Below are 25,044 nucleotides of genomic sequence, written 5' to 3' on the forward strand. Positions count from 1 at the left end.
TGTTAACATTTCAGAAGAGGATCCTGGGAATTGGGAAGAAAATTACCGGCATGCATTGAATGCCTTATTACACATGAAGTCTTTCGTGTTAGGTTATGCACATGCTGATCATAGAAAGATATTTTTAAGCGCCGAATCTAACCTGATTACGACATACATAAAAGTTGAATGGGTGTCCAACTTTTTGGGGTCAGTTCAGAGCGTGGGAGCCAGTACAACCAGTAAGTGACGGCCGACCACCCCGTCAGGCTTCGCCTGCCACCCCTCCGCAGAGGGGAATTTTCCGCTGGTTCCCATGCTCCTGCGTGGGAGCCAGTAAAGTGTCCCGCACTCACCCCCGCAAAACCTCAATCAGCCCCCGGGTGGAGGCATCCAGGCCGTCCAGGTTGTCGCCTTCACCATTAAGCAAGGGTAGCAACTGGTTGGCAATTTCCTTGCCTTTTTCCACGCCCCATTGGTCAAAGGGGTTGATGTTCCACAGGACTGATTGCACGAATACCTTATGCTCATACATCGCGATCAGCATGCCCAGGCTGTACGGGTTGAGTTCGTTTAATAAAATCGTGCTGCTGGGCTGGTTGCCTTCATATTGCTTGTAAGCGGGCAATGATTCCAGCACATCGGCCCCCAGCGCCTGGTTGCCAAATGCCAGCAATCGGGACTGGGCCAGGCAATTGGACAGGGCCAGGTGGTGCTGCGCCACCAGGGCCTCGGCATTTTCGGCATAGGTAAACTGGTTGGCGTTATAGCGCTTGACCGGGGCAATGAAATCGCAGCTGACGGCATGCGTACCCTGGTGCAGCAACTGGTAAAACGCATGCTGGGCATTGGGGCCGACTTCGCCCCATATAATCGGGCAGGTGTCAAGGTTGACCGCTTTGCCGTTGCGCTGAACGGATTTGCCATTCGACTCCATTTCCAGCTGCTGCAAATAAGAAGAAAAATACTTCAGCCGGCCATCATAAGGCAGCATGGCATGGGTCTGGATATCCAGAAAATTATTGTTCCAGGCACCAATCAGCCCCATTAATACGGGAATGTTTTGCGCAAAAGGCGCGGACTGGAAATGCCGGTCAATCGAATGGGCACCCGCCAGAAACTGCCGGAAGCCTTCCACCCCAATGGTTAGGGCAATCGGCAAGCCAATGCACGACCATAAAGAATAGCGTCCGCCCACCCAATCCCAAAGCAGGAACTGGTTGTCGGGGGCGATGCCCCAGGCCGTCATCTTTTCAGGTTTGGTGGAAACACCCACAAAATGGTGTCGCAACACCTGCGTATACTGCCCCAGGGCTTTTTCCAGCCACAAACGCACGGTTTGCGCGTTGGACAGGGTGTCGATGGTGCTGAACGACTTGGAAGAAATAATGAACAGGGTGGTTTCCGGGCGCAGCCGGTGCAGCAGTTCAGATAATTGGCTGCCGTCCATGGTGGAGACGAAATGCATGTTGAGCGGTTTGACCGTTGCCTGCCTGAAATCGGCCAGGGCATGTGAGGCCATTAACGGCCCCAGGTCTGAGCCGCCCACGCCAATATTGACGACATCCTGGATGACCTCGCCGGTAGCACCCCGGTATTGGCCCGCATGAATCTTTTCAACCAGGGCAAACATGCGCTGCAATTGCGCATGTACCTGCTGCGCCAGCGCCGGATGGCTGGCATCATTTTGGGGCAGGCGCAAGGCCCAGTGCATCACACTGCGCTGCTCGGTGTAATTAATGGCTTCTTCAGAAAACAGCCGTTTGATCCAGCCCGACAAATCCTGGGCATTTGCAAAATCAATCAAACGGTTCAGCACTTTCCGGTCAAGGCGGTGTTTGCTGAAATCATACACAACCTCATCAAACCGCACATGAAAACGTGCGAAACGTTCTGCATCTTGGGCAAACAAATCCTTCAAATGAACCGACTGGAACTGTTGGCCGGCTTCGGTTAAACCGGCCAGCACGGATTGGGTATCGTTAAGTGGCAAACGTTGAATACGGTGACTCATTATCGTCCTACTCCCATATAGGCAAAGCCCTGCGCCTTGACATATTCGGGGTCGTAAATATTGCGGCCATCCAGCACCAGGGGATGCTGCATATGCTGAAGCAAATACTTGTAATCGGGGCTCCAGTACTGTTTCCAGGCGGTCAGCAAACACAGGGCATGCGCATTCTGCACGGCCTCGTATTGGTCGTTGCACAACACCAAATCATCACGCTGCCCGTAAATGGCCGCAATTTCAGGCAGGGCCTGCGGGTCGTGCAGTTTTACCGTCACACCCTGGGCCCATAAGGCCTTTAACATGACATGAACCGGTGACTGCTGCACATTGGATGTATTTTCTTTAAAAGAAGCGCCCCAAATGGCCACTGTTTTACCCGCCAGTTCACCGTGATAATAATTCCACAGTTTTCTGAACAGCAATTCTTTTTGCTGCTCGTTAATCTCCCACACCTGCGCCAGCAGGCGGCTTTTTACCCCGGTGTCAGACACCGTATCGGACAGGGTTAAAATATCGTGAGAGAAATTATCTCCCCCAAAACCGGCCCCCGGGTATAAATACGCGGCGCCAATGCGGCTGTCTGCCGCCATGCCCTGGCGCACATGGGCAATATCAATACCCAGCTTTTCAGCCACCACCGCCAAATCATTCATATAACTGATGCGGGTGGCCAGCATGCCCGAAATGCTTAACTTGGTGAATTCGGCATCCAGCACCGGCATGAACAAATACTGCTGCTCGCGGGGAAAGAGCGGACGCAAGAACTCACGCACTTTTTTCTGCACGGCCAATTCGGTACAGCCCACGATCAGCTGCGTTACCTGCGAGAAACTGCTCAGTGCCTTGCCTTCCTGAATAATATCGGGCAGATAAATCCAGTCATCTTCGGGCAGTACTTGCCGGAGCCGGCGGGTGCCCTGCAATCCCAGGGTGGACGCGTTAATCATGAGTTTGGGGTGAATGACCGTGCGTTGCGCCAGTTCATGCAACAGTGCCTGGCCCGCCGCTTCTTCTGCCGGACTGAAACTGAAGAAATACACGTCGATATCCAGCGGCAGGGCAGACAACTCGCTACACGCCAGAAAACCGCCTTCAAACTGCTTTTCCAGCAAGCGGTTAACGCTTTCATCGGGGAAATGCTGCTTGAACAGTTCACACTGCCTGGCGTCACACCAAAACACCTGGTGCCCGCACTCGGCCAGCAGGGCTGCCATCACCCCGGCGTAGAGTGTTTTTCCGAAAATAGCCACTTTCATGCGTTTTTCCTGTTGTTTTCTTGTTAGGTGGTGGGCGGTTAGATAGCCAGCTCTTTGATCAGGCTCTTGAAATCTTCGCCCAAAGCAGGGTGCTCTACCCCATAGTGCAACACCGCTTTTAAATAGCCCAGCTTGTTGCCACAATCAAACGTTTGTCCCTTCATGCGATAGGCTTCGACGGTTTCTTCTTTTTGCAGCAGGGCAATTGCATCGGTAAGCTGTATTTCATTGCCAGCCCCTCTGGGGGTAACGGCCAGCAACTGCATAATGCGCGCCGGCAATACATAGCGACCCACCACCGACAGGTTGGAAGGCGCCGTACCCACCGCAGGTTTTTCGACAATACCTTGCATGGCAATGCTTTCACCTTCTGCTGGGGTACTGGCAACGTCAACAATCCCGTACTGGTCCACCATCTCGTCGGGTACCGATTCAACCATAATTTGCGCCGCCGCAGATTGGCCAAAGCGTTGAGTCATTAAAGACAGGTCATTCTTGCCAGAAGCATTTTTAACCAGCACATCGGGCAGCAGCACGGCAAATGGCTCATTGCCGGTTACCGCCCGGGCGCATAAAACCGCATGCCCCAGGCCCAGGGGTTGGGGCTGACGCACGCTGATCACGCTTACATTGGGTGGCAGAATTTCCGTGATTTCCTTTAGCAGGTCAAATTTTTTCTTCTGCTCCAGTGTGGTTTCAAGCTCAAAATTGCGGTCGAAATAATTTTCAATAGAGGCCTTGGCGGAATGGGTGACCAGAATAATCTGTTCAATCCCCGCTTCAACCGCTTCCTTAACGACGTATTCAATGGCAGGGCGGTCTACCACAGTGACCATTTCCTTGGGAATGGATTTGCTGGCAGGAAGAAAACGGGTGCCTAAACCGGCAACGGGAAGAATGGCTTTTTTAATCATGAGGCGTATTGGGCTAAGTGTAGCGATGTAGTTGGTATGTGTCAGTGATTTTGGGTCAGGGGCTTTGGGGTAATTGTGGTTTTGTTAGTTTTGGATGGTGATTGTTTTGTGAATGATAATACCGTGACTTTACAAGCGTTTGTCATGGTTTCTTGGATTTTAACTGGATTTCAGACTTCATTGCCTAAAAAAGCGGTTTGATGAACGGGAGATGAACAAGCCGTTCAGAATAGGTTCAAGCAAAGATCACTACACTGGTTTCCATCAAGCAAGTTTAAGGCCCGTTCCCACGATCTGCGTGGGAATGCATACCACAACATAACATCAGGAAATCACTACCATGCCCAACTTACGTTCAAACATCCTCAACAGCCTGGCATTTACCGCCTTGGTGCTAACGGGGTCACTCATGTTTCAAAATGCCCATGCGGGCGACACCACGCCACAGGCCCAGTTGCAACACTGGAACACGCAGGCCGGTACGGCAGGCAAGGCAGAAAACGGAAAAATATTTTTCAACCAGAAACATGGCAAGGAATGGTCTTGCGCCTCTTGTCATGGTGCGGCTCCGGTAAAAACGGGCACCCATGCCAATACCGGCAAAAGCATTCCGCCATTGGCACCAGCCGCCAACGACAATGCGTTTACCGATACGGCCAAAGTCAACAAATGGTTTCGTCGCAACTGCAAGGATGTGCTTGGCCGGGAATGCACCGCTGCTGAAAAAGCCGACGTCATTGCCTATCTGCTTAGCTTGAAACTGTAATTTTACCTCTTGAACCTGATGGAGCCACCTGATGAAAACCGTCAACCCGCTTACATTCATATTGATGACTTCAGCGCTTTGCCTGGCCACGATGTCCAGTGCCATGGCTGATAGTGATCAACTAATGCCTATTCAGACCCCCCCGTCTTACCAGCAGGAATGTGCAGCCTGCCATATTGCCTATCCCCCCGGCATGCTACCCCAAAACTCTTGGCGGCAAATGATGGGTGACCTTGAAAACCACTATGGCACAGATGCTTCTCTTGACGATGAAACTGTTAAACAACTGACCCAATGGCTTGAAAGCCATGCCGGCACGTACAAACGGGTGGCCGAAGCACCGCCAGAAAACAGGATTACCCGCTCAAAATGGTTTGTACGCAAACACCGGGAAGTACGTCCCGAGGTATGGCGGCTGGACAGTGTTAAAAGCGCTGCCAATTGCGCCGCCTGCCATACCGGTGCGGAAAGGGGCGAGTTTGATGATGACAACCTGAAGTTTCCGACCGGACTGGACAGTCGTTCCCGTCGCGCATGGAATGATTAATTAAAAATTAAAGTAAAGGACATGACCGTATTATGCAAACCCTTTCATCTTCTCAGGCCAATCAAGCCACTACTCGCTCAACCCGGCGCGTCAGCGATGCGCCTACCCGTATGTTTCACTGGCTGTTTGCCGCCAGCTTTTTAATTGCCTACCTGACGGCAGATGGCGAGCAATGGCGGCTATTGCATGTCACCTCGGGCTACACCATGGCCGGGTTGCTGGTTTTCCGGATTGTGTACGGCCTGTTCGGCCCACGGCAAGTTAGCCTGAAATCGTTGTGGAATAAAGTGTCTAATGCGCCCCAGTGGCTGCGTAATGCGATAAGCAGCCAGTCTGTGTCAGGCATCAACTGGCGGCAGGGCCAGAACATGCTGATGGCATTGGCGATTATCCTGTTGCTGTTAATGACCATTCCCCTAACGTTAAGTGGCTATGGCACCTATAACGATTGGAGCGATTTTCTGGGGGGAGATTGGCTGGAAGACTTGCACGAGTTTTTTGGTGAGGCGTTTTTGATTGTGGTGTTGGCGCATTTAGGCCTGATTATAGGTTTGAGTTTTTTACGTCGAAAAAACCAGGCTAGCCCCATGCTGACAGGCCGGGTTGAAGGCACTGGACCGGACTTGGTTAAAAACAATCGTGGCTGGCTGGCCATTTTGATACTGGTGACTGTATTGGCTTATGGCGCCTTTGAATGGCAACAATCACCCAACGGCCTGGTTTCGCCCGTGGCAATCAGCAGCATTGGGGAGGATGATTGAGCGGTATTAATTCGGGCATGAGGACAATATTGGTCCTTTGACCGTTTTCACCTTGCCATCTTTTTTATCCTTTGCGTCAACCCTTACTTTAAGCCCGTTTTTCATCATGTCTTTCAGGGTGTCATCACCGCACATGACCCGTCGCATTTGGTCAATGGGTGACATGATTGCCGTTTGCGGGTAGGCGTCCAGGTCTCTTCGCATGGTAAAAACCTGTACCGGGCCTTCCTTGCCTTTATAAGAAAGCTCCCAGCCTTTGGGGGTGGACATGGTTTCCATATAAAACGCGGCAATCAGAGGGCCCGAGAATGTTTCGGCAAAAGCCGGAGTTGTGGCGGCAGCCAATAAGCAGGCAACTAGATATTTCTTCATGATGAATTTCCTTATGTAGTGTCGTTTCGGCATAGTATATGGCAAACCATTGAAAATGCCAGCGTAATTTGCTCCCGGTTTGGCAGGGTGTTTGCTGGGTGATGCGTTCCCAGGCGGAGCGTAAAAAGTTGCTGCGGGGTGACAACTATCTTATCAACGAGGGTTAGCGTTAACCCTGTATTCAAAATTTAACTGTAAATATAAGCACTTGATTTTTTTGCTTAATCGTTGACCTATATCTTAAAGGTATGGGTTCTGATCTTTATGGTATTAGACGCCTTTGCGAAAACACTAATAAGCTTGAGCCTCAGTTTTAAATCAAAAACATTTCTCATGGAAATGAACATAAATATGAAGGATTAGAGGTGAGTAATGAGATTCGCTAATAAGGTAGTGATTGTAACTGGCGCTGCTCAGGGTATTGGTGAAGGTTTGGCAACACGAGTTTCGCAGGAAGGCGGCACAACAGTGCTGGTGGATCGCTCACCCCTTGTGAAAGACGTGGCTGAAAAAATCAAGAATAACGACAGCAATGCAAAAGTTTCCTGGGTTGAGGCTGATCTGGAGACTTACGAAGGGGCAGAAAAGATGGCGGCTCATGCGATTGAGCATTACGGCCAAATCGATGTTCTTTTCAATAACGTTGGCGGAACAATCTGGACAAGACCCTTCGAAAAATATGAGCCGGCGCACATTGTGGATGAAGTGAACCGGTCTTTATTTCCAACGTTATGGTGCTGCCGTGCGGTACTACCCTACATGGTGGAAAAAAAACGTGGGGTTATTGTGAACGTTTCCTCTATCGCTACCAGAAGTATCTATCGTGTTCCTTATGCGGCGGCCAAAGGTGGCGTGAATGCGTTAACTGCATCGCTTGCCATGGAAGCTGCCCCTAAAGGTGTTCGTGTGGTGGCTGTTGCTGTTGGCGGTACAGAGGCGCCTGCACGTCGCATCCCCAGAAACCCCTTGGGCAACCCATCAGATCTTGCTGAACAGGATCAGATTTGGTACCAGGAAATCATAGAACAAACAAAAGACAGTACCTATTTTGGCCGTTACGGAACCATTGATGAGATGGTCGCACCCTTGCTGTTCATGGCTTCCGATGAGGCGTCATACATTACAGGCACAGTGCTTCCCTCCGGTGGTGGCGATCAAGGTTAAAAAATTACCAAGAATGTTCATGAGATATATCAATTTTTAAAATAAACACAAAAGGATAGACAAAATGGAAAATTACACAAGTTTTGATAAGGTTCTGCTTAAGCTTTTAAAAATACCTGGTGCATTGATGATTGTGCCTTTGTTCCTTGGTGTCATATTTAATACTTTCGCACCTGAAGTATTGAATATTGGCAGCTTTACAACCGCGCTGTTCAAGAATGGACTGGCTGTTTTAATCGGGCTTTTCTTTCTGTCTGTAGGTTCCCAAATCAGTTTTCGTTCGGCACTGCCCTCGGTGGAAAAGGGAATCGTTTTACTGGTGGCAAAATTCGGCATAGCCGTTATTTTCGGGCTTAGTGTTGCTTTTTTTGCGCCGGATGGCGTGCTGTTTGGATTGCTTCCACTGGCCATTATTGCCGGGATGTCCAACTCAAACGGTTCACTGTATGTCGCCCTGACCAGCCAGTTTGGCAACAAGACAGATAAGGGGGCCATTTCCATTCTGTCGATCAATGATGGTCCTTTCCTTACTCTGGTTGCATTGGGCGTTGCCGGTCTTGCCGCTTTCCCCCTGATGGCTCTTTTTGCCGCTGTTTTCCCCATGATCTTTGGTTTCATTCTTGGAAACAGCAGTACGATTGCCCGTAATTTTTTGGCTCCCGGTGAAAAACTGATTATTCCTTTTGCCGCTTTTGCCATTGGCGCCGGTATTAATCTGGAGGTATTGCTGGGCCAAGGTGCAATTGGGGTGTTATTGGGCATTGCAACAGCCGTTATTTCGGGTGGTGCCGCGATTATTTCCCTGTATATCTGGCATGTGGTTCGTCGTCATCCCAAACCCACCAGAAACATGGTTTCTGCCGCTTCCGAGGCAAGTGTTGCGGGTAATGCCATTGCAACGCCTGCTATTGTTGCCTCTTTGGATCCCACTTATCTGGCTGTTCAAGATGCCGCAACAGCACAAATTGCCGCAGCCGTCGTTACTACCGCTTTCGTACTGCCGTTTTTTGTAGCCTGGTTTGCGGGCTGGCAAAAACGTCATGGCATCACGCCGGAAAATGAAGAAGCATTGTATGAGGTGGAACAGACGAGTGAGGAAGTTGGCTACGAGATAAAACCAGCTACTCGCTGAGGTTGCTTGAAGGGGAGTGTATTGGCTCCCGCGTGGGAGCCTCCCCCTCGGGCAGGATGTTCCTGGCTCCCATGCTCTTGCGTGGGAGCCTCCTTTGGCAGAATCGCTGACATACATGAAGTATCGGAAAAACAGTTTGACAGAGGGGGCGTCCAGATCTGTTTCAGGCAGGCTGACTGCCTTGATCCATCGCAGAGGACACAGCTTGGGGTCTTCATCACATAAGCGGTTGATGACTATGACCCGGAGCATGGGAGCGAGTAAGTAAGATACCTCTGTAGAAACAAGTCAATACTTACTGCCGTCGCATCTTAAATCTTGAAATTCGTCTACAAAAAAATCAATGCTTTCTGTCAGAATCCGGTCATAAAAGTAATTGAAATCCTGATTGAGTTTTTCCAGATTAAACAGTATGGCACTTCTTTGAATGTGACGGTAGTCAAAATAACGGGGTTTATTGCCGGTTTTAAAAACAACGTAAAAGTGATATTGGCAATCACGGGGCGTGAAGTTTTTCAGCATTTCCTGAAGAATTTCAGTGCCATTTGTAAATTTTCTTTGAATCTCATGATTATCAATTTGACTACTACGTTGATTTTTAAATTCAACGCAGTAAAGTCTTTTATTGTCGATATGGATGGCATCTGGTGAGGCGGGTAGCCTGCTTTTGTTGTAATTGGCTTTGATATATTCATCAAAATTATATACATTGGGCCTGTTTTCATCCTGGCACAGATATTGTTGATGTGCGTCATCGTAACTGGTTTGTTTGAAACTTGATTTATATGCACCAAGCTCTTTTTCCAGAAAATCTTTGAGCTTGAATTTACTCACCGCGCAACACCTCGGCATCCATTTTGCGGAATACTTCAAAAGGTTCGGCCAATACCTGAAAAATTTCCCCCAGCCTGTCTTCATTTTTTATGCAGCGGTTTTCTGCCAGAAAAAAACGGGATTTTTTTGCCAGACCTGCCTGGTCACCGTATCGTTTCAGGGCTTCTATAATATATGGACTATGGGAAGAAAGAAGGATATAAATCCCATTTCTGGCCAGTCTTACCAGAAATTCCGCCAGCTTCAGTTGCCATTTTGGGTGCAGGTGGTTTTCTGGTTCATCAAAAACCAGCATGCTGTTTTTACTGATAAAGTCATTGGCAATCAGTATTTGCAGCAAGCCAAAAACCTTAATACCGCTGGCGGTATTTTTTATGGAAATATCTTCTTGATTTCGTCTGAAGACAAAGTCACGTGCATTTTTATCATAGGCAATTTCACCATTAACGATATTGTGCAGTTCGTTTAACAATTCAGTCTTATCAATATCAAACAGGCTGTTGGGTAGTACAGGGTTACGTAATTTATCAAATAAATCTTTGGTATGCAGCGTGGTATAGGCCATCCCTAAATTGCCCAGTCTTCTTTTGTCTATATCCAGCAGGGTTTGGCTGCGGATAAGCACGTCATGGTAGTTCAGGACAAGTGCAGAATCAATGAAAGTGGCATCTTTTAATTCGATAGGCTCAATTTCACTAAGCAAGGTTACACCATTATGCTGATCTACTTCCAGGTGAATCAGGGTGATATTGTTATCCAGCAGTTGAATATAGCCTTTGCTTGCTCCTTGCAGAAGAAGGGATGAGTCAAATTCTGAGGCAAAAATTTTGTTAAAGGCATTTTCAATTGCTTTGCGCTGGTTTTCAGGTTGGGCAACCAGTTCTTTTATTTCGTTATGCAATTGAACAACATGTTCTTTTTGTTCGATGTTTAATTCTGCCGTGTGTATCAGTTCATTAAGGAGACTATCAAAGACAGGCCATTGTTCGCTTGAGATTTGTTCGTTAAGCGAGTGAGAGCGCAAAAACATCATGCGTTCTGTTAGTGAGTCATTCTTTGTTTTCAGGTTTGCACGCAGAAAAAAATAAATCTCATTGAGTTTTTCATTGATCCAGTAATCTTTGGATTCTCGCAAATCTTCTTTATACCGGTTGACTGCTTTAAGAATACAGAAAACGATTTTACCAATAGTGCTTTTACCGTTGTCATTTTCTCCGGCAATAACACACAAAGAGTGCAGGTCAATTTCTGCTTGACGGATCATGCCTATGTTTTCAATGAGTAGCTTCATTATTGATATCTGTCTGGATTGTCGGATTTGTTATTGATGCTTGTGCCAGGGGGCTTTACGGTTTGCACAAGTTTTGCACGAATGACTGCAGTTTATTATACATGAAGTTGATATCCTTCCCTCCCTCTCGCTGATGCCCGGCCCTGCTGGAGCCCTTGGCATAATCACCGCTCTCAGCCTCAAACCCTTAAATAAAATCCAGTACTTCGCTCTGCATGAGTGTTTCATATCGAAACTCAAGGTAGGGTTTGAGTTTGTTCAAACTGGTGATATCCCGACGTAGTGATTGCAGGGTTTGGGCATGTGCCTTGGTCTCTTTCAGGTGTTTCTTGATGGCGCGTTGGGTGGCTGCTGGCGATTTCCGCTGAAACTGGCGATACAAATCTGCAGTAAGTGGTTCTTCATGCAGAATATCTTCTTTGGTAATGAGCAAGTCCAGGTACTGCCGTTCAAGCAAATCGGTTGCACTATCCAGGTCTTCACCCAGCTCTTGCAAGGGAGACTGGCCAACATATTCGGCGTAAAAAGCAAAGATGCGTGGGATGTCATTGGTGTTCCGGGCCTCAATCAGCTCGCTCATCAAACGGTTTTTTTCCTGGCGTGCCGCTTCGTTTTTTTCTTTATCCGGGTGTAAAATACCGGCGACTTTGCGAAACAGCTTATTCACCGATGAGGACTTCATCAGTCGTTTCAAGGCCTGGCTTTGTTCCAGGCGCTCTTGCTCAAAAGCCTGTTGTTGTTTGAAAAAGTGGTGAAAAAATGATTCGCTCTCATCAGCGTCATCCTGTTCCTGGCCGGGATGACTTGCCGCACCGGTTTGTTCAAATTCGTTAAAAAAATCGTGCGGGTCATTTTCAGAAAAGTAATCTTCGTGCGTTGATTCTGGCATGCTGCCGTCATGAAACTCGGGCTCGTATGGCTGAGATTCGCACTGAATCGACAAGTGCGGATACATGGCATCTAACGCGTCATTCAACCCCTGCGTGATGGGGGCCAGGTCAAGGTGAACGCTGAACGGATTATCCTGCATGGCGCGCAGATATTGCGTTAGCCAGGACATTAATGTTTCACGCTGCCACTGCGGCATGGATTTTCTGCTGAAAAACCCAAGCAGGTGAAGGCATGTATCGTACATGGCTTCCATGCACGCTTTTTCTGTGTCCCGGATTTGATCAAGTGTTTCACGGATAAAAATCTGGACATTTTCCCGGAACTCATCATTTTCTTTCTGCTGGTTGATAACCTGTTGCCAAGCCCTATTAAAACGCTGTTCCTTGGGAGAATGTGTGGTTTTGTTAAGCTGTTGCCCGGTTTTGGTGGTGGTGAGTGACATTCAAGTGATTCCAGGATTAATAATGAGTGATCTTGCCATAGCGGATATATGCATTTTACTCGCTCCCATGCTCCAGCGTGGGAGCCTCCTTTGACAGAATCGCTGACATACATGAAGTATGGGACAACTAGTCTGACCGAAGGGGGTTGTGAACCACGCGTTGTGGTTGTCTGGTTAGAACCTCACCTTCAGATACAACGATCCGGCGTTGCTGGTGTTACCACCGCCGAACTCACCACTGTAGTTCAAGCCAATGCTCGCGTTTTTATGCACATCGACCTCGCCATTCAGCCCTAACTGCAGACTGTTGCGGCTGATTGGGGCACCATTAACGGTAAAGCGTGCCTCACGCAGCTGATCAAACTGCAGGGTGCGCTTAGGGGTTACATCCCCTTGCGCATGACGCCATCCTATCGACGCTGAGACACGTGCAGCGCTTTCATGGCTTAGCGCAAACTCCGAGTAGCTACGCAGGCCCAGGTTAAAGCTGGTTACATCATTCGTTTTGCGTTTGCCATGCAAAGCCGCTTCGCCACCAGACTCGGTAAAACTGCCACTGCGCTGTTGTGTCCAATCCAGCCGGGCAAAGGGCTGGAGCGCCGTACTTGTGCTCACCGGCATGGCATAACCTAATTCGGTATATGCCTGTACTTGTTGGCCGTGGTAGGAGGCACTTAACGATTGTGGCTTACCCACAGTAATACCATTGCGTTTCATATCTACATCGTGATGTGTCCAGGCAGCAGAAGAACGCCAGTTCAGCACATGACCATTTGATAACGCCCACTGTGTGCCCCCGTAAATGGCCAGGGTATAACTCTCGGTCTTGGCATGGCTTTGACGATCATGCACCCGTACGTTGCCATCGTGATAACCAAACGCTGCCCCAATATGCCCACCGTTGCCAATGCGCGCATCACCGCCAATAAACAGCCCATTGGTGGTGTTGCGTACATCGGTCGTGCCACTACGACCGTTTAGGTCTGTCCACTGACGTTGTACGCTGAGCCATAACGGAGATTGCGATTCAGAAAATCTTGTAAATAAGGTGTCCATGCGACGACTTGCCGCATTTGTCCAGAGCTTGCTTTGCGTCAACAGTGCTGACTCTACGCTGGCATAGGCCTCACCACTTAGCTGATCCATTTTTGCGCCAAACTCAGTGCCCTGGCCATTTAACAACTCGTCATAAATGCTCGACAATCCTGTCGCAGGCTGATTGGAGAAGCGATCCAAGGCATTGGCAACTGCCGTCTGATTATGCCCTGAGGTGAAGTCCGAGAACGCTACACTATTGCGATGTACATTAAACGATAAGCCCGATGCCGATGCGGTCGCCCGAGGCGTTAAAAACAATAGTGACGAGTCAAACACAAGTCCTTGATTGGCGACTGTTCCGCCCGCTTCAAGGAAGTCATAAGCGATGCCTTGACGAAACACCTCACCTTGCAAGGCCACCACTGCACCGGATTGGAAGGTTGTATTACCCGTGACGTGCAAAACATCCACACGATTGTTGTTATCTACCTCGATCGCCAAGGTCGAACCCGGGGCCGCCGTGTAGTGACCATTCACCGTCAAGGTACCAATAGAGTTGCCTGGTGCAACTGTTCCCTTATTGAGCACCGAGCCTGTTGTACCCGTTCCCTCTAACACACCTTGCGTATTGACCGTCGTCATTACGCCTGGGGCAATCGTGCCATCAACGCGCAACACCCCTGCGTTAACGATATGATCACCCGTATTCTGCATACCCGTAATGCGCAATGTGCCACCGTCTACGCTGGTCGTGCCTTGGTACGTATTGCGACCGCTTAAGGTCAATGATCCTGCCCCCGTCTTACGTAACGAGCCCTTTTGGTTAAGAAAGTCGGGGTCTGTGGACAGGTCACTAATATCATTTGAAAACGTCGCGTTATACCCTTGGGTGTCGACATCAAACATCGATACAAATACCGCGGGACCACGTACCGCTTTACCGGCGTTTAATAGCCCCCACCCAAATCGATCATCTAAACGATAGCCATCATGGGGGGTTAAGTCTGTCGCCGTGGTCAACAATGACTGCTGCAGATGATAGGCGGTAAAGAAAGGAAAAGCTTCTTTAACTAAAGCTGCCACACCTGTCGCATGGGGGGCTGCCATCGAGGTGCCTTCCATCATGACATAGCCCCCGGCACTATGCACCGAATTGATGCCGACATAATCATCGGCATTACTTCCCGGTGCAGCTAAACACCAGGCTTTGGCCAGGCCGCAGGCATTGGAATACCAAGCTAGATTAGGCGTGCTACTCTCCAGATCCGCATTAACCGCCGTGACGGCGAGCCAATTAGGCTGCAGCTCGGGATCTAACAAAGGCATCCCGGCAAAAAAATCGGGATTAGGCTGTACTTCGTTGCCCGTTGCAAACACCATCAAGGTGCCGGCTTTTTGTAGGTTGTGAAAGGAGTCAATAATATTGGGAAACAACGTTTTTGCATCAAAGTAATGTGTGGCCTCTGGCAAGAAATCAGCCACATTACAGGGCTGTGAACCATCACTGGCAGCCCCGTCACTACAACTGTTCACACCAACGCTATTATTGATCACTGCAAGGCGCTGCTCTGCCATGTAGTTCCACGCGTTTGAGAATATGCGATCAGTTATTGCAGCAAACTGCTGATAATTTTCATCGTCATCGTCATCATCGTCATCATCATCGTCATCGTCATCGTCATCGTCATCGTCATCAAGAGCACCTAGTCCGTAACGAGCAACGAATAACTTCGAATTAAAGGCGACACCATGCATACCCTCACCATCGCGATTAGCCGCGATAATGCCACTTACATGCGAGCCATGGCCCATCGGAATATCATCCGTACCACTTTCTTGTGTAATTGCCTGTACTAAATTGAAGTCGTATCCACCTGCAATTTTTCCTGCAAATTCCGGATGGTTTACCACAATGCCAGAGTCCACAACGCCCACCGTCACGCCTTGACCGGTATAGCCTTGGTTATACGCATCAATCGTATTAATGAGTGAGAGGCCGCGCTGCGCGAAATATTCTTGCGTTTCGTATTCGCTCTGCGCGGCAGCAATGCTGGTTGTGAGCATAAAAACGGGAAACACTCGCCACATCACAGATAGTGTCTTTCGTCGGTTGCATTGTTTTTTTGAACTCATTTCAGCACCTGTTTCACACCGTCCAGCTTACCGTGAACAGCAACGTTCAGGTATTGGCAAGAAAGTATAAATTGCAAATTTGTAGCGCTAAATGATACCTCAAGACCTTGATATTTGGCGTTTAACTGTTGTTGAGAGAGGCAATCCTGCAACAGTAATTGAAATCCTGATTAAGCTTTGCCAGATTGAATAGTACGGTACTTCTTTGAATATGACGGTAGTCAAAATAACGGGCAAAAAAGAAGAGTCTGTCCTGGCTCCCATGCTCCTGCGTGGGAGCCTCCCCTCGGGCAGGATAGCTGACACACATGAAGTATATGACAACCAGTGTGACAAACATCGAACTTCAAAATAGCCACAATCTGAGTTTCTGTAACTTTGGGTCGTTTCATGATTTCCTCCAACAAAGATGATAATGGCAGAAATCTCTGGTTTTGGCTTGTGCTTTTTTAGGGTAAGTTTACGAAGTCACTAAATCAGGCCCCAGGCGCTACGTACAACTGGTCGAGGCCTACCGCGACGATACCGGGCGCCCCAAGCAGCGCACGGTGGCCACGTTTGGGCGGTTGGATCAACTGGGTGACTCCATCAAATCCATGCATGAGGGATTGTCTCGCCTTCTGGGTGTGGACGGCGCGCCTGCTGCGGGTAGTGGCGCCCCGCAGTTTGAATCATCTCGTGCGTTGGGCGATGTCTGGGTGCTTACCCAAATCTGGAAGCAACTGGGGCTGGACCGTTTGCGCCGGGTATTGAAACAACGAACGCGTCATCGTATTGATCTGGAAGCGTTGTTACGCGTCATGGTCATCAACCGCCTGTGTGATGCTGACTCCAAGCTGGGCACCTTACGGTGGATCAAGACCGTCAGCCTGCCTGAAACGGATCTGGATGCCATTAATCACCAGCAACTGCTGCGTACCATGGATGCCCTGTTGGAACATCAGGAAGTGATTGATCAGGTTCTGGCCGATGCTGTACGGCCACTCGTCAGTGAAGATCTTTCCGTTGTTTTCTACGATATGACCACCATCCGGGCTGAAGGCCTGTCGGAGACCGACGAAGAGATCCGCCAGTTTGGCAAATCCAAGGAAGGAGGTCTTGCCCGTCAATTCATGCTGGGTCTGGTGCAAACCGCCGAAGGGATTCCCCTGTATCACGAGGTCTTCCCGGGCAACACGGCCGAGGTCGGCACCTTGAAGTCATCGTTACTTAAAGTACTGGAACGCTTTCCGATCAAGCGGGTCATTGCCGTTGCCGATCGGGGCTTGCTGTCGCTCGATAACCTGGAGACCTTGCAAAAAATCGTGCTGCCATCCGGCGCACCGCTGGAATTCATTCTGGCGGTACCGGGCCGCCGGTACAACGAATTTGCCGATCTGCTGGCACCGTTTAATCAGCGTGTGCAGCATGCTGAGGAACCCGACATCGTGGGTGAGGAACAATGGAACAACCTGCGGTTGGTCGTCGCGCATAATCGGTACCGAGCTGCTGAGCAAACCGCGCAACGGGATGCCAGCATCGCCCTGGATGGCAAACTGCTACTAGTCACCAATACGGAGGATCTGAAGGCGAGCGAAGTCATCGCCCGTTATAAATCCCTGGCCGATATCGAACGCGGATTCAAGATGCTCAAATCAGATATCGAAATCGGACCGGTCTATCATCGCTTGCCCGATCGCATCCGGGCGCATGCGTATATCTGTTTTATCGCGTTGGTGCTTGCGCGTGTCATGCGTGAACGACTGTATCAAAATCCGGTGCCCGACATCTGCTCACCGGAACGGGCCTTGTCAATATTGCGCCGGATTCAGACCCATCAAGTTACGTTTGAGGGCCAGGCACCCATTACAGGGATCTCTGCCATTGATGCGGAACAAGCCGCGATATTGGCCAGCCTGAAGGTTAAAAAGCCACTGACGGATCTTGCTTATGTGAACTTGTAATGGAGCGTTTTTAAAACGATTCATTACAAATCAATCACTTACATTTCTAACTGTCGAACTCGGGAGTTCAGCAGAGCGAGAGAACGAGTAAACGAACGAGTAGGAGTAGACGGGTAGGGAGGGTTTCCTAGCTCCCATGCTCCAGCATGTGAACCCGTCCTGCCTCAATCTCCCCTCAAGCAGAAAGCTTATCTTTTTCTTGTTTTTTCACACCCTGCAAACCCACTCCACCCACATATTCAGGCAACTGCACATTTTCCCTAAGCGCTTCCTGCTGCTTATGCACCCAGTCCACAATATGCTCATCTGGTTTGAACCCTTCCACCAGTAAATGAAACACATCACGTACTTTCTGGTAGTCATACGCACGAATTGAATCATCCAAAGTAGCCAAATGAAACTTGAGTTCTTCCCATTTGGTATGCAGTTCGTTAGCCCGTTGAATCATGGGGTGTTCGGTTTTACTGACGTTACTGCCAATTAACAATTCCTCGTACAGTTTTTCGCCGGGGCGCAGGCCGGTGAATTTTATTTCCATCTCACCCTCGGGGTTTTCTTTAGACTTCAAGGTTAAGCCTGAAAGCTGGATCATTTTCTTGGCTAAATCCACAATCTTTACCGGTTCACCCATGTCCAGCACGAACACGTCTCCACCACGTCCCATGGAACCGGCCTGGATCACCAGCTGGGCGGCTTCGGGGATGGTCATGAAGTAGCGGGTAATTTCCGGATGCGTGACGGTAAGGGGGCCACCGTTGGCGATTTGTTTGCGGAACAGGGGAATAACCGAACCGGAAGAACCCAGTACATTGCCAAAACGCACCATGGTAAAACGGGTCTGGTTGGAAAAGTGCCCGTATTCCTCTGCCCCAAACAGCACTGGGGTAGATTCCCGCGCTAGGGCCTGCAGCACCAGTTCGGCCATGCGCTTGGTACTGCCCATGATATTGGTGGGGCGTACGGCCTTGTCGGTGGAAATCAGCACAAAATTCTTTACATGGGCCCGAATGGCTGACTGTGCGGTATACAGGGTGCCAAAAATATTGTTCCGTACGCCTTCGGCTATATTGTGTTCCACCATAGGCACATGCTTGTAAGCGGCGGCGTGGTAAACCGTATCTACCTTCCAGCCGCTCATGGCGTCAAACAGGCGGCTTTGGTTGCGAATGGAACCCAGTATGGGCACCACTTTTAAATCCAGTTGCTTGTTGCGCACGTAAATACTTATTTCACGGTGAATATCGTAAAGGGCGAATTCAGAATGTTCAAATAAAATAAGTACTTTAGGTTGCAGGTGGACAATCTGGCGGCACAGTTCCGAGCCAATCGAGCCACCGGCACCGGTTACCATGACCACCTGATTTTTTACACATTGCTCAAACAGCGCCATATTGGGGGCGACGGGGTCTCGTCCCAGCAGGTCGGCAATATCCACTTCACGCAGGTCTTGCACTTTAATTTTACCGCTGACCAGATCCATCATGCCAGGTACGGTGCGAACCAGTACCTTGTAAGGAGCCAGGGCATTAATAATTTCAAGGCGACGCGCACGGGTGGCAGAAGGAATGGCCAGCAACACCTTTTCGGTTTCGGTGTTGACAATCACCTCGCCCAATTGTTGGGGGTCAAAAACCGTTACCCCTGCAATCACACGGCCGATCAGGGCGGGGTTATCGTCTATGAACCCCACCACTTTCATGTTGCTTTCCATGTTAATGCCATTGAGCAACTGGTTGCCAGAGCGGCCAGCCCCATAAATAAGCACTTTCGTACGCTTGTCGCTGCTGTTTTTGGGTTTGCCATTGTAAAAAGGAATAAATACTGACAAACCCGATGAGTCCTTGCTGAAATAATGGCGCATTAACAGCCGCAGGCCACCTGTCATCAGCAGCATAAGCAGCCAGTAAATAAAAATCACGCCACGCGGTACGACCGGGCTAGTGGGCCCGATATAAATAACAATACCCAGTAAAATCGTGGCAATGGTTACCCCCTCAAAAATGGTGGTGCTGGCCTGGGAACCCAGGTAACGCATCACGGCCCGGTAAAATCCTTTAACCGCAAAAATAGGCAGGCTCACCAGCGGTGCCATAATAAACAGCCAGGCATGGCCGCCAAATGGCTGGATAAAATCGGCGGTGTCCAACCGCAGGTAAAAGGCCAGCCACAAAGACAGCCAGATAATGGCCACATCAGCCACCACCTGCAACAGGCGTTTGTTGCTGCGGTCCAGCTGCAGTAAACGATTCCGCAGCTTTTGTTCCAGGTTGGAATCCTTTTTGGAAACCGTCATTGCCTAACTCCTACTGGCCTGTTCCATGACATTGCTTAAAACCTGGCAGGTTTTATCTATTTCTGCCGGGGTCAGGGTGGGGTGCACCAGGAACATCAAGGACGTTTCACCCAGTTCCATGGCTACCGGCAGGCGCTGGGCCGGGCGCAGGTTGGTATTGTCGAACGCCTTTTCCAGATACACTTCAGAGCAGGAGCCGGAAAAGGCCGGCACACCTGCTGCCACCATTTCATTAATAATACGGTCGCGGTTCCAGTCGGGTTTTAACTGCTCAGGCTGCACGAACACATAGCATTTGTAGGCGGCATGTTCGCTGCCTTCGGGCACTTCCGGCACCCGCAGGGCAGGCAGCTGTTTGGCGGTTTCCCATATTTGCTTGGCGTTTTGCTGGCGAAGTCTCGTCCATTCCTGCATGCGTTCCAGCTGGATCAGGCCAAGTACGGCCTGTACTTCGGTCATGCGCCAGTTGGTACCAAAGCTCTCATGCAACCAACGAAAACCGGGTGCATGTTCACGTTCGTACACGGCTTCCCAGCTTTTGCCATGGTCCTTATAGGCCCACATTTTTAACCAGTAATCCCGGTTATTGGTGGTAACCATGCCGCCTTCACCCCCGGTGGTCATGATTTTGTCTTGGCAGAAAGACCAGGCACCAATATGCCCAATGCTGCCCACCGGCTTGCCTTTGTAAATGGCCCCATGCGCCTGGGCGCAATCTTCCACCACATACAGGTCATGTTCCCGGGCCAAGGCCATAATAGGGTCCATATCGCAGGGCCAGCCCGCCAGGTGTACGCATACAATGGCCTTGGTATTGGGCGTTAATACGGCTTTGATGGTTTCTGCCGTAATGTTTTGTGAATCACGGCAAACATCGGCAAACACCGGTTTGGCACCGGTATTAATAATGCTGGACACCGAAGCCAGGAAGGTGCGAGAAGTCACGATAACCTCATCACCCTGACCAATATCCAGCGCCTTGAAAGCAAGGTCCAGCGCCAGCGTACCGTTTGCCACGGCCACCGCATGGGCAGTATGTGTCCAGGTAGCAAAGGCTTTTTCAAAATCCCGGCATTGTGTGCCTGTCCAGTAATTAACCTTATTGGATAAAATAACATCACGAACGGCATCGGCCTCTTCAACAGTGAAAGAGGGCCAGGGAGAGAAGGGGGTATTCAGCATGATGATTTGACTTTTAACTAATTTTTAACCAAGGGTTTGGCCGGATTGCCCACAACCGTGGCTCCAGCAGGAACATTTTTTGTTACCACGGCACCCATGCCAACCACGGCACCGCGACCAATAACCAGCGGTTCGCCGGGTTTGCCTTGTTTAAAAACTACTCCAGTACCGATATATGCGTAATCTTCAATAACTATATTGCCATTACATTTAACACCTGGGGCAAATGTGACGTAGTCACCAATGACACTATCATGCCCAACAAAACTATAAAGATTAGCGTGGAAATGTTTCCCTACTTTTATGTTGGAGTTCATGGTAACGAAAGGGCTAAGGATAGTCCCTTCACCAATTTCAGCATTATCCAAAATAACAACGTTTGATGCGAATACCGACCAAGGATTTATATTGTCCCGGTAAATTTTTTCTGCTAAATTCTGACGTGTTTTGCTGTTTGCAATTGCGATGGTTATATAACGTGAGCTAGCGTCTGTGCTTAAAAACTCCTCATAAGATAAAACCTTATGACCATTTATAATGGATGCCTCTGGTTTGTCGTCAATGAATACTAAACGACTGCTATCAATATTCTGTTTTTTTAATTGTTCTCGTGCTAATGGCATAACTTGACGACCATAGCCACTTGAACCATAAACAGCATAAAATGGATTTTGCATATTTTCTCCTAATATTATTCGTTGAACTATTCAGATTTTTCAGTTTCTGAACCAGAAAATTTTGACATGGTGACTTCTTTTGATTGATTAATTCCATCACGCACAAACACTTTTTTTATGGTCATGAACAAAATTTTGATATCTAACCAAAAAGATTGATTCTCTACATACCAGACATCCAGCTTGAATTTTTCTTCCCAACTAATGGCGTTACGGCCGTTTACTTGTGCCCACCCTGTTACACCAGGGCGTACTTCATGACGTCTGGATTGTTCTTTGTTGTATAGCGGTAAATATTCCATCAGAAGGGGGCGCGGCCCCACCAGGCTCATATCGCCTTTCAATACATTCCACAGTTCGGGAAGTTCATCAAGACTTGTTGAACGAAGAAAATTACCAAATGGCGTCATGCGTTCTGAGTTGGGAAGTGGGTCACCGTTTTTGTCAAATGCATCGAGCATGGTACGGAACTTGACCATGGTAAAGGGCTTACCGTTCAGGCCAGGGCGTACCTGGCGGAAGAGAACGGGGGAGCCCAGTTTTTTTGAGATTTGCCATGCCACAATTGTGATGACTGGCGAAAGTAAAATGAGGGCGATGGCTGAGGCTATGATATCGATAAGTCGTTTATGCATGAAATGAATAAAAAGAAATTTTTATTAATGGAGATAAACTTATTTAGTTTAAATTAAATGATCAGTGTCAGCTAAGAATTTATTCATATAAGCAGTTCTACATATTTTTACGAATATACAGATCTATGTAGCTTGCATATAATTCAAAAATCAACCGAACATTAAATTGCTCCGCTTGATGTGGTAGCTGAGTATTACTGATGTTTGTTCAAATTAAGAAAATCGAGCATCATTTGTTCCGGTTTAACCAACCGATTATTCCCATTTTTATTCCGGATGCCCATATTAGCAATATCTCTTACATTTAAGTCAGCTGGAAAATGACTCATATTTAATACCTACTGGTACGGCCATTTTTTTTGATGGACGTTATTTTCAATAAAATGTATTGCATTATAATTTAAATTCTTCAGTTGCTTATTTGAATTGAGAGTAATATGATAACGCTTGTTTTAATACATCGTTATGATTATAATTTTTTATTACTTCAGTTCGGCAATTGTTTTTCATCGAAATTAAATATTCTTTAGATTTAAGTAAAGTCTGCATTTTATTTTTTAAATCTATTGCATCTTTTTTTGTAACAAAAAATCCATTTCTCCCTTCTATTACAATCTCAGAATGTCCCGTAATTTTTGAAACTAAAACTGGAACTCCCATTAAATTTGCTTCTAAAACTGATAGACCAAACCCTTCTCGATAAGAAGGAGATACAAAAAGATCCATAATGCTTAAATATTTTTTAACATCAATTTGAAAACCTAATTCAATAATATTTTTATTGTTTTTTATGATTTTCATGGTTTCCTCTTTGAGAGGATCTAATTCTATTTCATATCGTCCAATTAAAATTAGTTTAATATTTTTTGTTCAAGTTGATTGAAAGCATAAACTAGTTCATTTATGCCTTTGTCACCAACTAAACGACCGACAAAGCCAAAAACAAAGTCTTCTTCAGAGATGGCAAGTTCTTGATAAATTTTTTTTTTATTATAGTTTGCTACTAAAAAATCCTGAACAGGAAGGCCATTAGGGCTTCCATTATGAATAATAGATATTTTTTTATTTGTTAAATTTTCTTTAGCTTTTTGTTTAACTCCATTGCTGACTGCAATAATATCTGTTGCACAAAAACAGCATAGTTTTTCAATAGCTATTAAAATTTTTTGTTTTTTTTCTATCTCACCTTCATAGCGTAGACCATGAATGTAATATATACGAGTTGGTACTCTGGTGATAAATCCTGAAAATAATCCTAGCAATGCTGCTTTAGGTGTATTGCAATGTATAACAGCGGGACGTTGGATCAAAAATAACCAAAAAAATTTAATAAAACTAATAATATCGTTGTTTATAGAAATATTACGTTTCATAGAAATAGATTTATATTTTACATTTTCATTGTGTGCTATTGACTCAAGTTTTTCTCCGGGTGAACTAATTAAAGTTACATCAAAGTCCTGATTTAGTTTTTTTATTTGATTTTTAAAAAAAAATAAAGAATTTGGTATTGTGGTTATTAAAAATAATTTTTTTTTCATGATTTAATTATACTTAGCTGCCTATGATATTCTTGTTTTATTTCAGGAGTAATAAGGGTGGAATTTCTTCTTTTATAAATAATTGACATTAAATTTAAAGTGGAGGCAATTTTAATTATGGTTTTTTTTAATTTTAAAGCTCTGATTATTTTTTTATATTCTAAATCAGTCAAAATCCCATGATGATATTTATTAATAATATCAATTTGTACATTATAAGCACGAAGCATTTTTTGTTTAGTAACATTATTTTCTTCACGATAATAATATAAATAATCCGATAAAAAACCTACTTTTAAGTCATTATTAATAGCAGCTTTAATCCATAACTCATAATCCTGGCCTGTGAAAGTTGTTTCATTGTATAGATTTCTATTGTACCAGTTTTTTTTTGCAATAATTGTAGCATGGGCTATGCCAGCCTTTCCAACTAAAGCATCGGCTTTTGAGGGTTTTTTTTGATGAACTGTTCTTAAACCATTTAATGAATCATTGTTTTTAATAGAAAGTATTGATGTTGCAACTAAATCATAATGAGGATTTTTTATTAGAAACTCAATTTGTTTTTCTATTCTATTATTTGGTATTAAATCGTCTGCATCCATGCGAGCGATGTAATCATATTTGGCTTCACGTATTATTTGATTTAATCGGATAGGTAATTTTTTATTTTTTCCATCAGCGATAATACGAATTCTATCATCTTTAAATGATTGTGCGATTTTTAAAGAGCTATCAGTTGATCCATCATCTATTAGAATAAGCTCCCAATATGTATATGTTTGTGCTAATACTGATTTAATTGCATTTGCTAAATATTTTTCAGCGTTATAAATCGGCATCCCTATTGTTAAGTATATTGGATTGTTATTCATAGTTGAAATATTAAAAATTGGTTCGATAATTTAAAAGAATAAATTAATGGGTTTAGTGTTTTTTTGAAAATAAAAAAAATTAGTATTTCTTTAATTAGTTGAGATATCAATAATATTTTTTGAGTGTTAAAATATCTCCACTCTATTTCCGAAGCTTGATTCCAATCAGCAAGATACATTGTGAACCTTTTTTAATAAATTCACTCCCAACAAATTTCATATGGTTTATATCGGGTTTAAATGAGCTTAATCTAAGAATTTCCATCTCTAGAGCTGTTGGTAAATAAGCTTCAAAATTTAATTGATTAATTGGATCATAGTGCTCAACGATTAATGCTTTCTCATGAGGTATAAGAGCCCTTAGAGT

General features: G+C 46.8%; 21 protein-coding genes. 6 read left to right on the plus strand and 15 right to left on the minus strand.

What is annotated here, in order from left to right:
- Positions 1 to 331 precede the first annotated feature (331 nt).
- From pgi to galU, 3 genes are read right to left on the minus strand one after another with little or no spacing between them, the layout of a single operon-like run.
- Complete coding sequence (gene pgi / locus ACM5Q9_RS00130; RefSeq protein WP_418142712.1) at positions 332 to 1,993, minus strand: glucose-6-phosphate isomerase; 1,662 nt, start codon at positions 1,991 to 1,993, stop codon at positions 332 to 334.
- On the minus strand, positions 1,993 to 3,246 hold the full coding sequence (locus tag ACM5Q9_RS00135; protein WP_418142713.1) for a nucleotide sugar dehydrogenase: 1,254 nt from the start codon (positions 3,244 to 3,246) through the stop codon (positions 1,993 to 1,995). The genes pgi and ACM5Q9_RS00135 overlap by 1 nt, the downstream gene beginning before the upstream one ends.
- 38 nt (positions 3,247 to 3,284) lie before the next feature.
- Positions 3,285 to 4,160 carry a UTP--glucose-1-phosphate uridylyltransferase GalU gene (gene galU, locus ACM5Q9_RS00140; RefSeq protein ID WP_418142714.1) on the minus strand — a complete coding sequence of 292 codons (876 nt, stop codon included), beginning with the start codon at positions 4,158 to 4,160 and terminating at the stop codon, positions 3,285 to 3,287.
- A gap of 340 nt (positions 4,161 to 4,500) precedes the next feature.
- On the opposite strand from galU, the gene ACM5Q9_RS00145 reads away from it, so the two are divergent.
- Genes ACM5Q9_RS00145 through ACM5Q9_RS00155 form a run of 3 tightly spaced genes read left to right on the plus strand, consistent with a single transcriptional unit; the run spans position 4,501 to position 6,234 of the window.
- Positions 4,501 to 4,926 (plus strand): DUF1924 domain-containing protein, encoded by a 426-nt coding sequence (locus tag ACM5Q9_RS00145; RefSeq protein ID WP_418142715.1) that lies wholly within the window; start codon positions 4,501 to 4,503, stop codon positions 4,924 to 4,926.
- A gap of 31 nt (positions 4,927 to 4,957) precedes the next feature.
- Positions 4,958 to 5,473, plus strand: coding sequence for a diheme cytochrome c (locus ACM5Q9_RS00150; protein ID WP_418142716.1), 516 nt, complete (start codon positions 4,958 to 4,960; stop codon positions 5,471 to 5,473).
- 32 nt (positions 5,474 to 5,505) lie between these two features.
- Positions 5,506 to 6,234 carry a cytochrome b/b6 domain-containing protein gene (locus ACM5Q9_RS00155; RefSeq protein WP_418142717.1) on the plus strand — a complete coding sequence of 243 codons (729 nt, stop codon included), beginning with the start codon at positions 5,506 to 5,508 and terminating at the stop codon, positions 6,232 to 6,234.
- A gap of 6 nt (positions 6,235 to 6,240) precedes the next feature.
- On the opposite strand, the gene ACM5Q9_RS00160 is transcribed toward ACM5Q9_RS00155, so the two are convergent.
- Positions 6,241 to 6,606, minus strand: a complete 366-nt coding sequence (locus ACM5Q9_RS00160) for a hypothetical protein (protein WP_418142718.1) — start codon at positions 6,604 to 6,606, stop codon at positions 6,241 to 6,243.
- A gap of 372 nt (positions 6,607 to 6,978) precedes the next feature.
- Here ACM5Q9_RS00160 and ACM5Q9_RS00165 point away from each other — a divergent pair, with 372 nt between their 5' ends.
- Together ACM5Q9_RS00165 and ACM5Q9_RS00170 are read left to right on the plus strand one after the other, a co-directional pair.
- The gene (locus ACM5Q9_RS00165) at positions 6,979 to 7,770 is read left to right on the plus strand and encodes a 1,6-dihydroxycyclohexa-2,4-diene-1-carboxylate dehydrogenase (RefSeq protein WP_418142719.1); all 792 of its coding nucleotides are present in this window, start codon (positions 6,979 to 6,981) and stop codon (positions 7,768 to 7,770) included.
- A 64-nt stretch (positions 7,771 to 7,834) separates the two neighbouring features.
- The gene (locus ACM5Q9_RS00170) at positions 7,835 to 8,902 is read left to right on the plus strand and encodes a 2-keto-3-deoxygluconate permease (RefSeq protein WP_418142720.1); all 1,068 of its coding nucleotides are present in this window, start codon (positions 7,835 to 7,837) and stop codon (positions 8,900 to 8,902) included.
- Positions 8,903 to 9,190: 288 nt separating this feature from the next.
- Here the strand turns inward: ACM5Q9_RS00170 and ACM5Q9_RS00175 are convergent, their stop codons facing one another.
- From ACM5Q9_RS00175 to ACM5Q9_RS00190, 4 genes are all read right to left on the minus strand, one after another.
- On the minus strand, positions 9,191 to 9,736 hold the full coding sequence (locus ACM5Q9_RS00175; protein WP_418142721.1) for a hypothetical protein: 546 nt from the start codon (positions 9,734 to 9,736) through the stop codon (positions 9,191 to 9,193).
- A complete protein-coding gene (locus ACM5Q9_RS00180; RefSeq protein ID WP_418142722.1) occupies positions 9,729 to 11,027 on the minus strand; it encodes an AAA family ATPase in 1,299 nt (432 codons plus the stop codon). Before ACM5Q9_RS00180 ends, ACM5Q9_RS00175 begins: the two co-directional genes overlap by 8 nt.
- A 187-nt stretch (positions 11,028 to 11,214) precedes the next feature.
- Positions 11,215 to 12,360, minus strand: a complete 1,146-nt coding sequence (locus tag ACM5Q9_RS00185) for a hypothetical protein (protein ID WP_418142723.1) — start codon at positions 12,358 to 12,360, stop codon at positions 11,215 to 11,217.
- Between the two features lie 174 nt (positions 12,361 to 12,534).
- Positions 12,535 to 15,531: an autotransporter domain-containing protein gene (locus ACM5Q9_RS00190; RefSeq protein ID WP_418142724.1), complete on the minus strand. Its 2,997-nt coding sequence runs from the start codon at positions 15,529 to 15,531 to the stop codon at positions 12,535 to 12,537.
- Between the two features lie 500 nt (positions 15,532 to 16,031).
- Here ACM5Q9_RS00190 and ACM5Q9_RS00195 point away from each other — a divergent pair, with 500 nt between their 5' ends.
- Positions 16,032 to 17,474: an IS1634 family transposase gene (locus tag ACM5Q9_RS00195; protein WP_418143140.1), complete on the plus strand. Its 1,443-nt coding sequence runs from the start codon at positions 16,032 to 16,034 to the stop codon at positions 17,472 to 17,474.
- A 175-nt stretch (positions 17,475 to 17,649) separates the two neighbouring features.
- Here the strand turns inward: ACM5Q9_RS00195 and ACM5Q9_RS00200 are convergent, their stop codons facing one another.
- The 7 genes from ACM5Q9_RS00200 to ACM5Q9_RS00230 form a co-directional block, all read right to left on the minus strand.
- Positions 17,650 to 19,767: a polysaccharide biosynthesis protein gene (locus ACM5Q9_RS00200; RefSeq protein ID WP_418142725.1), complete on the minus strand. Its 2,118-nt coding sequence runs from the start codon at positions 19,765 to 19,767 to the stop codon at positions 17,650 to 17,652.
- Between the two features lie 3 nt (positions 19,768 to 19,770).
- Positions 19,771 to 20,949, minus strand: coding sequence for a DegT/DnrJ/EryC1/StrS family aminotransferase (locus tag ACM5Q9_RS00205; protein ID WP_418142726.1), 1,179 nt, complete (start codon positions 20,947 to 20,949; stop codon positions 19,771 to 19,773).
- A gap of 17 nt (positions 20,950 to 20,966) precedes the next feature.
- Positions 20,967 to 21,626 (minus strand): acetyltransferase, encoded by a 660-nt coding sequence (locus ACM5Q9_RS00210; RefSeq protein ID WP_418142727.1) that lies wholly within the window; start codon positions 21,624 to 21,626, stop codon positions 20,967 to 20,969.
- 26 nt (positions 21,627 to 21,652) lie between these two features.
- Positions 21,653 to 22,261, minus strand: coding sequence for a sugar transferase (locus tag ACM5Q9_RS00215; RefSeq protein WP_418142728.1), 609 nt, complete (start codon positions 22,259 to 22,261; stop codon positions 21,653 to 21,655).
- A 417-nt stretch (positions 22,262 to 22,678) separates the two neighbouring features.
- A complete protein-coding gene (locus tag ACM5Q9_RS00220; protein WP_418143141.1) occupies positions 22,679 to 23,122 on the minus strand; it encodes a glycosyltransferase in 444 nt (147 codons plus the stop codon).
- Positions 23,113 to 23,802: a glycosyltransferase gene (locus ACM5Q9_RS00225; protein ID WP_418142729.1), complete on the minus strand. Its 690-nt coding sequence runs from the start codon at positions 23,800 to 23,802 to the stop codon at positions 23,113 to 23,115. Before ACM5Q9_RS00225 ends, ACM5Q9_RS00220 begins: the two co-directional genes overlap by 10 nt.
- Positions 23,799 to 24,677, minus strand: a complete 879-nt coding sequence (locus ACM5Q9_RS00230; protein ID WP_418142730.1) for a glycosyltransferase family 2 protein — start codon at positions 24,675 to 24,677, stop codon at positions 23,799 to 23,801. The genes ACM5Q9_RS00225 and ACM5Q9_RS00230 overlap by 4 nt, the downstream gene beginning before the upstream one ends.
- Positions 24,678 to 25,044 lie beyond the last annotated feature (367 nt).

The organism is Advenella sp. RU8 (genome assembly GCF_048381675.1).
Lineage (GTDB): Bacteria > Pseudomonadota > Gammaproteobacteria > Burkholderiales > Burkholderiaceae_B > Advenella.

What these genes read in the sequence shown, in the direction of transcription:
- pgi (WP_418142712.1), bottom strand. Translation starts at nt 1,993, where the DNA reads ATGAGTCACCGTATTCAACGTTTGCCACTTAACGATACCCAATCCGTG.
- ACM5Q9_RS00135 (WP_418142713.1), bottom strand. Translation starts at nt 3,246, where the DNA reads ATGAAAGTGGCTATTTTCGGAAAAACACTCTACGCCGGGGTGATGGCA.
- galU (WP_418142714.1), bottom strand. Translation starts at nt 4,160, where the DNA reads ATGATTAAAAAAGCCATTCTTCCCGTTGCCGGTTTAGGCACCCGTTTT.
- ACM5Q9_RS00145 (WP_418142715.1), top strand. Translation starts at nt 4,501, where the DNA reads ATGCCCAACTTACGTTCAAACATCCTCAACAGCCTGGCATTTACCGCC.
- ACM5Q9_RS00150 (WP_418142716.1), top strand. Translation starts at nt 4,958, where the DNA reads ATGAAAACCGTCAACCCGCTTACATTCATATTGATGACTTCAGCGCTT.
- ACM5Q9_RS00155 (WP_418142717.1), top strand. Translation starts at nt 5,506, where the DNA reads ATGCAAACCCTTTCATCTTCTCAGGCCAATCAAGCCACTACTCGCTCA.
- ACM5Q9_RS00160 (WP_418142718.1), bottom strand. Translation starts at nt 6,606, where the DNA reads ATGAAGAAATATCTAGTTGCCTGCTTATTGGCTGCCGCCACAACTCCG.
- ACM5Q9_RS00165 (WP_418142719.1), top strand. Translation starts at nt 6,979, where the DNA reads ATGAGATTCGCTAATAAGGTAGTGATTGTAACTGGCGCTGCTCAGGGT.
- ACM5Q9_RS00170 (WP_418142720.1), top strand. Translation starts at nt 7,835, where the DNA reads ATGGAAAATTACACAAGTTTTGATAAGGTTCTGCTTAAGCTTTTAAAA.
- ACM5Q9_RS00180 (WP_418142722.1), bottom strand. Translation starts at nt 11,027, where the DNA reads ATGAAGCTACTCATTGAAAACATAGGCATGATCCGTCAAGCAGAAATT.
- ACM5Q9_RS00185 (WP_418142723.1), bottom strand. Translation starts at nt 12,360, where the DNA reads ATGTCACTCACCACCACCAAAACCGGGCAACAGCTTAACAAAACCACA.
- ACM5Q9_RS00190 (WP_418142724.1), bottom strand. Translation starts at nt 15,531, where the DNA reads ATGAGTTCAAAAAAACAATGCAACCGACGAAAGACACTATCTGTGATG.
- ACM5Q9_RS00200 (WP_418142725.1), bottom strand. Translation starts at nt 19,767, where the DNA reads ATGACGGTTTCCAAAAAGGATTCCAACCTGGAACAAAAGCTGCGGAAT.
- ACM5Q9_RS00205 (WP_418142726.1), bottom strand. Translation starts at nt 20,949, where the DNA reads ATGCTGAATACCCCCTTCTCTCCCTGGCCCTCTTTCACTGTTGAAGAG.
- ACM5Q9_RS00210 (WP_418142727.1), bottom strand. Translation starts at nt 21,626, where the DNA reads ATGCAAAATCCATTTTATGCTGTTTATGGTTCAAGTGGCTATGGTCGT.
- ACM5Q9_RS00215 (WP_418142728.1), bottom strand. Translation starts at nt 22,261, where the DNA reads ATGCATAAACGACTTATCGATATCATAGCCTCAGCCATCGCCCTCATT.
- ACM5Q9_RS00225 (WP_418142729.1), bottom strand. Translation starts at nt 23,802, where the DNA reads ATGAAAAAAAAATTATTTTTAATAACCACAATACCAAATTCTTTATTT.
- ACM5Q9_RS00230 (WP_418142730.1), bottom strand. Translation starts at nt 24,677, where the DNA reads ATGAATAACAATCCAATATACTTAACAATAGGGATGCCGATTTATAAC.